Annotated in this window: 8 protein-coding genes; 4 read left to right on the forward strand and 4 right to left on the reverse strand. The window is 78.6% G+C overall.

Annotated features, from left to right (window positions below):
- On the reverse strand, positions 1-803 hold an 803-nt coding region (locus tag MY520_RS27470), incomplete at its 3' end, for an FAD-binding oxidoreductase (protein WP_436695874.1).
- A 128-nt stretch (positions 804-931) separates the two neighbouring features.
- Here MY520_RS27470 and MY520_RS27475 point away from each other — a divergent pair.
- On the forward strand, positions 932-2,392 hold the full coding sequence (locus MY520_RS27475; protein ID WP_436695875.1) for an AfsR/SARP family transcriptional regulator: 1,461 nt from the start codon (positions 932-934) through the stop codon (positions 2,390-2,392).
- Positions 2,393-3,857: 1,465 nt separating this feature from the next.
- A complete protein-coding gene (locus MY520_RS27480) occupies positions 3,858-4,034 on the forward strand; it encodes a hypothetical protein (RefSeq protein WP_436695876.1) in 177 nt (58 codons plus the stop codon).
- Positions 4,035-4,047: 13 nt separating this feature from the next.
- Here MY520_RS27480 and MY520_RS27485 read toward each other — a convergent pair whose 3' ends face one another.
- From MY520_RS27485 to MY520_RS27495, 3 genes are all read right to left on the reverse strand, one after another.
- Complete coding sequence (locus MY520_RS27485) at positions 4,048-4,818, reverse strand: hypothetical protein (RefSeq protein WP_436695877.1); 771 nt, start codon at positions 4,816-4,818, stop codon at positions 4,048-4,050.
- 138 nt (positions 4,819-4,956) lie between these two features.
- Positions 4,957-5,670 carry a GAF and ANTAR domain-containing protein gene (locus MY520_RS27490; protein WP_436695878.1) on the reverse strand — a complete coding sequence of 238 codons (714 nt, stop codon included), beginning with the start codon at positions 5,668-5,670 and terminating at the stop codon, positions 4,957-4,959.
- A 59-nt stretch (positions 5,671-5,729) separates the two neighbouring features.
- Positions 5,730-6,476, reverse strand: coding sequence for an ANTAR domain-containing protein (locus MY520_RS27495; protein ID WP_436695879.1), 747 nt, complete (start codon positions 6,474-6,476; stop codon positions 5,730-5,732).
- Between the two features lie 159 nt (positions 6,477-6,635).
- On the opposite strand from MY520_RS27495, the gene MY520_RS27500 reads away from it, so the two are divergent.
- Both MY520_RS27500 and MY520_RS27505 read left to right on the forward strand, forming a co-directional pair.
- Complete coding sequence (locus MY520_RS27500; RefSeq protein WP_436695880.1) at positions 6,636-7,328, forward strand: hypothetical protein; 693 nt, start codon at positions 6,636-6,638, stop codon at positions 7,326-7,328.
- An 86-nt stretch (positions 7,329-7,414) separates the two neighbouring features.
- On the forward strand, positions 7,415-8,243 hold an 829-nt coding region (locus tag MY520_RS27505; protein WP_436695881.1), incomplete at its 3' end, for an AfsR/SARP family transcriptional regulator.

An 8,243-nucleotide genomic window follows, 5' to 3' on the forward strand; every position in this document is an offset into this window, starting at 1 on the left:
GCGCCGGCGCACCGGCACAGCCCTGGCGCGGTCCGCTGGGTCCTCGAGGGCGAGGGCGTCTGGTCGCCGGTCCAGGCGACGCGGACCACCACCCACGCCGCGCCGTGCCGGTGCCCGGTGAGCACCGCCGAGGTGCCGGCCTGCGGCGGCAGCGCCGCCGCCCACACCCGCCAGGCCTCCAGCACCCGCGGGGTGTCGTCGGCGGACCAGCGCAGCTCGCCGGCCAGCAGCGCGCCGCCGCCGAGCAGGTCGAGCTCGACCGCGGTCACCGGGCCCGGCACGCCCGCGCCGCCGCGCACACCCCAGAACAGCTCGGCGTGCTCGGTGGGGGTCACCCGGCGCAGCGTGCCGTCGCCGGTGACCAGCTCGACCGCTCGTACCCGGTCCGAGGCCACGCCGTAGGTCCGGGCCAGCGGCCCCACTCCCCCGCCGGTGACCGAGTCGGCGACCCGCTCGGTCTCCGCGGCGCCGGTGAGCGGGGCGAGGGAGTGCGGCGCCGCCGCGTCGAGGAGCCGTCGCCAGCGCACCCCGGCGCCCACCCGGGCCCAGCCCTCGGGCGAGACGGTGACCTCGTCGAGGCCGTCCGGGTCGACCAGCAGCGCCCGCGCCGAGGTGCCGGGCGGGGTGTCGTCGCCGCGGACCGCCACCGCCACCCCGTGCCGGCCGGCCAGCCGCACGGTGGCCACCACGTCGGCGGCCGCGGCGGCGCGGACGACGCCGTCCCGGAGGCCGGCGGCCGGGGACAGCCGGGCGCCCAGCAGGGCGGTGAGGTCGGCCGGGAGGACGGCGGGGGGAAGGGGCACGGGCTTCTCCGGGGTGCGGTGAGCGGACACCGGGAGGGTGGCAACGACCCCTTGGCCGGGCCTTGCCCACCGCTTGGGCAGCAGGTCGGCCCCGGAACCCGGGCGCTTGCCCCCTACGCTGCGCACCGATGACCGGCACCTCGTTCCGCGTGCTCGGGCCCGTGGAGGTCTGGCGCGACGGCCGTCCCCTCGTCAACCCGACTCCGCGACATCGCGCCGTCCTCGCCGCCCTGCTGGTCGACGCCGGGCGGCCCGTCGCCTTCGACCTGCTCGTCGACCGGGTGTGGAGCGGGCAGCCTCCCGGCTCGGTGGCGGCGACCCTGCAGGCGGTCGTGTCCCGGCTGCGCCGCGAGCTGGAGCCGGACAGCCGGCCCGGAGCGTGGACGCTGCTGCTCACCCGCGAGCCCGGCTACCAGCTGGCCGTCGACCCCGACGACGTCGACGCGCTGCGCTTCCTCCGGCTGCTGCGCACCGCCCGCGGGCTGGCCGCGCGCGACGACGTCGAGGGCGCCCGGGCCGCGGTCGCCGAGGGGCTGGCGCTGTGGCGGGGGCCCGCCTACGCCGACGTCGCCGCCACCTTCGCCGGTGAGGAGTCCGAGCGGCTGGAACAGGCCCGGCTGGACGCCCGGGAGCTGGCCGCGGAGCTGGACCTGCGGATGGGCCGGCACGCCGAACTCGTCGACGACCTGCGGGAGCTGGTGCGGGGCGAGCCGCTGCGCGAGGGCCTGCGCGCCTCGCTGATGCTGGCGCTCTACCGGGCCGGCCGCCAGGCCGAGGCGCTCGAGGCGTACGCCGAGGGCCGCCGGCTGCTCGCCGAGGGGCTCGGCGTCGACCCGGGCCGCCCGCTGCAGGCGCTCCACGAGCGGATCCTGCGCCAGGACCCCGCGCTGGCCACGCCCGCCCCGGCACCGGTGGTCGCGCCGCCGCCGGTGCCGCCGGCCCGGCCGGCCGCGCTGGTCCTCCCGCCGCTGCCGGTGCCGCTGACCGCCTTCGTCGGCCGCGCCCGGGAGCTGGAGGCGCTGGCTGCGGCGCTCGCCGGCCGACGCCTGGTGACCCTGGTCGGCCCCGGTGGCAGCGGCAAGACCCGGCTCGCCCTGGAGGCCGCGCGCCGCCGGGCGGCCGGCGCACCGCCGGCCGCGCTGGTCGAGCTGGCCGAGGTGGAGGACCCCGACCTGGTCGCCGGGCAGGTCGCCACCGTCCTCGGCGTCAGCCTCACCGGCGGCGACCCCGTGGGCGCGGTGGCGACCGCGCTGCAGGACCGGCCGCTGCTGCTCCTGCTCGACAACTGCGAGCACGTCGTCGAGGCCGCGGCCGCCTGTGCGCCGCCCTCCTCCCTCGGTGCGCCGAGCTGCGGGTCCTCGCCACCTCCCGGGAGCCACTGGGCCTGCCCGGCGAGGCGGTGCAGCCCTGCGGGCCGATGCCCGCGGGCAGCCCCGGCAGCGACGCCGAGCAGCTGTTCCTCGACCGCGCCCGCCTGGCCGCGCCGCACCTGGCCGACCCGTCGGCCGAGGAGCTGGACCAGGTCCGCGGGCTGTGCGCCGCCCTCGACGGGCTCCCGCTGGCCGTCGAGCTGGCCGCCGCGTGCCTGACCACCCTCCCGCTGGCCGAGGTCGCCGGCCGCGTCGACGACCGGTTCACGCTCCTGGCCGGAGGGTGGCGGACCGCGCCGCCGCACCAGCGCACGTTGGCCGCGACCGTGCAGTGGAGCGTCGACCTGCTCTCCCCCGCCGAGCTGGCCGTCTTCCGCGCGGTCTCGGTGCTGCCGGGCAGCTTCGGGCCGGACGCGGTCGCCGCGCTGGCCGGCCCGGACGTCGCGGGCGGCACGCTGGAGCTGCTGCGGGTGCTGGTCGCCAAGTCGCTGGTGGAGCTCGACCACGGCGAGGGCCGCTACCGGATGCTGGAGACGCTGCGGCAGTACGCCGAGCAGGGCCTCTACGACGGCGCCGCGCGGCGGTTGCGCGACCGGCACGCGGGCTTCGTCGTCGAACTCACCGAGCGGCTGGAGCCGACCCTGCGCCGGCCGGAGTGGACCGCCAGCGCCCGGCGCCTGGACGCCGAGCAGCCAGGGCTGCGGGCGGCGCTGGCGCACACGCTGGCCACCGGGCAGGGCGAGGCGGCGCTCCGGATCGGGGCGGCGCTGAGCTGGTGGTGGTACCGCCGCGGCCACGTGCAGGAGGGCCGCCGGTGGCTCGGCGCCGCGCTGGAGGCCACCCCCGGCGCGCCGGCGTCGGTGCGCAGCGGGGCACTGCTCGGCGACGCCCTGCTGGCCTACCTCTCCGGGGACGTCGCCTCGCTGTTCGACCGGACCAACGAGATCGTCACCGCCGCCCCGGACGAGCGCGACGGCGTCCTCGCGCTGGCCCTGGTGCTGCGCGGCTTCGTCCGGGCGCTGCTCGGCCGGACCGACGCCGAGGGCGACGTCTCGCAGGACATCGCCCGCGGCCTCGAGCTGGCCCAGGCGTCGGGCATCGAGTGGGTGCAGGCCGAGATCGCGATGACGCTCGGGCAGTTCGCCCGGGTCGCCGGCGACGCCGACGCGGCCCTGGCGCACCTCGCCGCGGCCGAGCGGCTCGCCCTGGACCTCGGCCACTCGTGGGCGCACTCGTCGGTGCTGTGGATCCGGGCCAAGGTGCTCACCGACTTGGGCCGGGCCGACGAGGCGCTGGCGCAGCTGTGGCGGATGGTCGACCTCACGCACCGCGAGGGCGACGCCACCGGCACGCTGGCGGGGCTGCTCACCGCGGTGGGCGCCGCGACCGCCGGCGGCCGCCCGCGCGACGGCGCCGTCCTGCTGGGTGCGGTGCAGGCCTGCGCCCGGCGGGTCGGCTACGACCCGCTGCGGATGGACCCGACGGACGGGCAGCGCTACGTCGAGGGCACCCGCGCCGCGCTGCACCCCGACGAGTACGCCGCCGCGCTGGCCGAGGGCTCGGCGCTGGACCTGGGCGGCGCCAGCGCCCGGGTGGGGCGGCTGGCCGGGGAGGCCCGGGCGTAGAGACCTGCACGGAACGCGTCGGCGGGCTCCGCGCGGGCCTGCGTGCCAGGCTCGGGGGCATGGCCTTCGACCTGCACCGAGCCGACGGCGAAGTGATCCGCTTCGACAACGACGCCCGCTTCAGCTTCACCGCCACCGGTCACCTCGTCGTCTACGACGGCGGTGGCAACAAGACCGTGTTCAGCCACCACAGCTGGAACTGGCTCGAGGAGCCGGTCCCCCCGCCCGCGGACTGACGCCCGGCAGCGCTCAGGCGGGGAACGGCAGGCCGAGCTGCGGGACCGGCGGGCCCGCGGCCCGGTGCCTCACGCGCCGCGCCGCCCTCTGCCGGTGCGCCGTGCGCGCGGCGTGCAGCGCCCGGGCCTCCTCCGTGCCGGGGGCCGCGAAACCGTCCGCGGTCAGCCGGCAGGCCGCCAGCCGGACCCAGCGCGTCCGGTCGTCGACGTCCCGGACGCCCACCGAGAGACCCACGTGGTGCCGCCGGAGGGCCACGGCGACGCCGCGGACGGCGACCTCGGTGACCGCGGCGGCCTCGGCCCCGGGGCCGTAGAGCCAGGTGACGTGCCGGTGCCTCCTGCGGAGGTGGTCGTCGCGCTCGCGCCAGGCGGTGTCCGGCAGCGGCGCGAGCTGCACCTCGAGGACGACACCGAGCTCGTCCACGACGACGTGCAGGCCGCTGTGCCCGCCGGGATCGGGACCCCGCTCCAGCCGCGCGTCGTGCCCCTGCCCGGCCAGCCACGCGGTGAGGGCGGGCTGGTACCGCAGGTGCTCGTACGCGCGTCCGGCGTCGGCCTCGGTCAGTGCGCACCGGGCGCCGCCGGGATGGCCGAAGGACGGCCGGCCCCCGCCCGGGGCCTGCAGCACCAGCCGCCCGCCGCAGCCCCCCGCCCGGGTGGAGCACCAGAACCCACCGCGGTGGTGCCGCGCGAGCCGGCCGGCGTCGAGGCGGTCCTCCGGTGCGGGCACCGCGTTCTCCCCGGCCGGTCCGTCCGTGACCGCCCACAGCAGCTCGCCGGTCACCGGTGCCTCCCCTCTCGCCGCAGTGGCACGAGGATGCGCCCGGGGTCCGACAGAACCGGACCGCCGCCCGGTGCGCCGGGGTCACGGGCCCGGCCGGGAGGACCGGCGCGAGGTGGCGCAGCTCCGGGTCCCGGCCGGTCAGTCCGGCGCGGACGCGCCGCCGTTGCGGGAGGTCACCTCGGCCAGCAGGGCGCCGGCCACGTCCGCGACGGAGCGGCCGGAGCGGCGGGCCGCGTCGGCGAGCCGGCCGAAGGCCTCCTGCGGACCGGTCGCGCCCCGGGCGAGCAGCACACCGGTCGCCTGCCCGACGGCGTCCCGGGTGACCAGCGCCCCGGTCAGCTGCCGGCTCAGGCGGCGGGCCTCCCGCAGGCTCTGCGCGTTGGCCAGCAGGATCCCGGCCTGCGCGGCGAGCAGGCGCATGACGTGCTCGTCGTGCGGGCCGTAGTGCTGGGGGCGCTCGCTGTAGACCTTCATGGCGCCGATCGACTCTCCGGTCACCAGCAGCGGAGCACTCAGGACCGACCGGACCCCCAGTTGGCCGGCGGCGTCGTTCCAGCGGGGCCAGCGTGCGTCGGTGGTGGTGTCGTCGATGCGGACGAGCTCGCGGGTTCTCCAGGCGGTGAGGCACGGCCCCTCGTCGAGCTCGTACTGCAGGGCATCGGCCTGCTCGACGAGCCGGTCGGACGCCGCCCGCGAGCGCTTGCCGTGCTCGTCGACGACGGTGACCGCGGCGCCGAGCGTGCCGGCGGTGGTGGTCGCGGCCAGGCTCGTCACCAGCTCCAGGGCGGTGTCGACGGTCTCGTGGGAGAGCACCAGCCCGGCCATCTGGGCGAGAGCGGCGCCCAGCTCCACGGGGGGCAATCCACCGGGGGCCCCGGCTCGGGCCGGTGCCGGCTCGCCGGCCGGGTCGGTCACGGCCGGTCCCGTCGTGCGGCCCCGCGGCCGGGCAGCTCGCCGGTCCGCACCAGGTCCTCGGCGACGTCGCGCGCCTTGCGGTTGCTGTGCATCGAGGCGTCGGCGAGCATCCGGAAGGCCTGGTCGGGGGTCAGCTTGTGCCGCTCGATCAGGATGCCCTTCGCCTGCTCGATGACCGACCGGAACTCCATCGCGCTCTGGAGGTGCGCGGCGAGCTCGCGCGCGTCCTGGAGGGTGTCGATGTTGGTCAGCACGACGCCGGCGTAGGCGGCGAACTCGGTGGCGGCCCGCCGGGCGTCGTCGGTGAAGGCGCCCGCCGAGGGGGCGTAGACGTTCAGCCCGGCGGTCAGGTGGGCGACGGGCACGGGCACGGCGATCGAGCTCAGTGCGCCGCGGTCGAGGAGGGCCGGGACGTACGCAGGCCACCGGCTCTCCGCCCGGGCGTCGGCGATCTCGACGAGGTGGCCGCCGACCGCGGCGTCGAGACACGGGCCGTGGCCCTGCGCGTACTGCAGCTCGTCGAGCTCGGCGGCCATCGGCCCGGTGGCGGCCGCCGTCGTCGGCCGGTCACCGCGCACCAGCGTGATCGATGCCTCCGCGCCCTCCGGCATCGCCCGCCGGACCAGGTCGACCACCCGCTGCAGCACCGACTGGGGGCTCTCCTCGGCGAGCAGCAGCCGGTGCAGTTCGCCCAGGGCGAGTTCCGCTCCCGGCGCGCTCCGGGGGTCCGCGGGACCGGTCACGCGTGTGGTCCTCTCGCCTCGTCCCGGCCTCGTGACCGGTGGGCGTTGAGTACGGTACCCGACATTGCCGGGCCGGGTCGGCGCGTGCGCCGGCGCCCTCGACGTCGATCCAGTGGTCGTCCAGACGACTGCAAGACGCGGCCGCGAGCGTCCCCGGCCATGACGACCTCCGCACCGACCTCCCGACCCGCCACCCTCCGCCGCCCCCAGGGCTGGCGGTCGGCCCTGCTGGCCTCCGGCCTCACCATGCTCGCCGGCGGCGCCCTGCACCCCGACGCCGACGCCCGGGACTCCCTGCGCGAGGAGCTGGCGGTGATGACCGCCGACGGCCGCTGGGTGCCCGGGCACGCCCTGCTGGTGATCGGCACCGTGCTGCTGGCCGGCGGGCTGTGGGCGGCCCGCCGCCGGCAGGTCTGGCCGGCGGCGGCCGACCGCGGCCTGGCCGTGGCAGCGGCGGCCCTCGCGCTCTACGCGGTGGAGACGGTGTTCCACCTCGCCGCCGCCGTCGACAGCTCCGCGCTGCACGCCGGCCACGCCGCCCCGGTCGCGTTCACCCACGTCGGGCTCGCCGCCGTGCTCTACCCGGTCAGCGGCCTGGCCGTCGTCCTCCTGGCCGCGACGCTCGCCCGGGTCCAGAGCGGGGTGCGGCGCGCCGTCGCACTCCTCGGCGTGGCCGGCGGCCTGGCGCACGCCGCGTCGGTGCCGCTCACCCTGGTCCGGCCGGACACGGAGTTCACCCCGGTGTTCGCCGCCGCGGGCGTGCTGCTGGCGCTCTGGGCGCTGGGCACCGCCGTCACCGGCGCGCCGGCGCGGGACACCGCGGCGCCCCGGGAGGTCGAGCCGGTCGGCTGACCGCGGGACACCGGCCACGCGGCGCCCGGGCTCCCCCGGGCGCCGCTGCGTGTCCGGAGGACAGCGGCGCCCCTAGCATCCGCGCCGTGCAGGTGCGCGTGTTCGGCGAGCTGGCCGTCCTGGTCGACGGCGTCCCGGCCGACCTCGGCGGGCCCAAGCCCCGGGCGCTGCTCGCCCTGCTGGTCGCCGCCGAGGGCCGGCCGGTGTCGGTGTCCCACCTGGTCGACCAGATCTGGGGCGAGCAGCCGCCGTCGCGCGTGGAGGCCTCGCTGCAGTCCTACGTCGCCCGCCTGCGCCGGGAGCTGGAGCCGGCCCGGCGGGCGCGCGCCACGGACGACCGGCTGCGGACCCATCCCGGGGGCTACTCCCTCGCCCTCGCCGGCGAGCACGTGGACGCGCGCCGGTTCGCCGAGCTCATCCGGCACGCGCGATCCGACGCGCCGGCCGACCCGGACCGGGCGGAGGCGCTGCTCGACGAGGCGCTGTCGCTGTGGCGGGGCGACCCCTACGCCGGGCTGACGGAGGGCAGCGCGTCGCTGGCGGCCGAGGCGCTCCGGCTCACCGAGCTGCGACTGACCGCGCTGGAGGACCTCTGGGAGCTGCGCACCCGGCGCGACGACCGCGCCGCCGCCGCGGAACTGGAGCAGCTGGTCGGGCAGCACCCCTCCCGGGAGCGGCTGTGGGGGCTGCTCGCCCTCGCCCAGTACCGCGCCGGCCGGCAGGCCGACGCGCTGGGCAGCCTGCGCCGGGCGCGGGAGCACCTGGCCGAGGAGCTCGGCATCGACCCCGGACCCGACCTGCGGGCGCTGGAGGCGTCGATCCTGCGCCAGGACCCCGGCCTGCTGCCGCGGCCGTCGGCGCCGGGCCGTCCCGCGCCGCGGCCCCCGGCGCCGCGCCGTCCGGACGAGCCGGCGC

The sequence above is a fragment of the Geodermatophilus sp. CPCC 205506 genome (assembly GCF_051383635.1).
Lineage (GTDB): Bacteria > Actinomycetota > Actinomycetes > Mycobacteriales > Geodermatophilaceae > Geodermatophilus.

Coding starts and splice junctions, on each gene's coding strand:
- MY520_RS27475 (WP_436695875.1), top strand. CDS start 932: ATGACCGGCACCTCGTTCCGCGTGCTCGGGCCCGTGGAGGTCTGGCGC.
- MY520_RS27480 (WP_436695876.1), top strand. CDS start 3,858: ATGGCCTTCGACCTGCACCGAGCCGACGGCGAAGTGATCCGCTTCGAC.
- MY520_RS27500 (WP_436695880.1), top strand. CDS start 6,636: ATGACGACCTCCGCACCGACCTCCCGACCCGCCACCCTCCGCCGCCCC.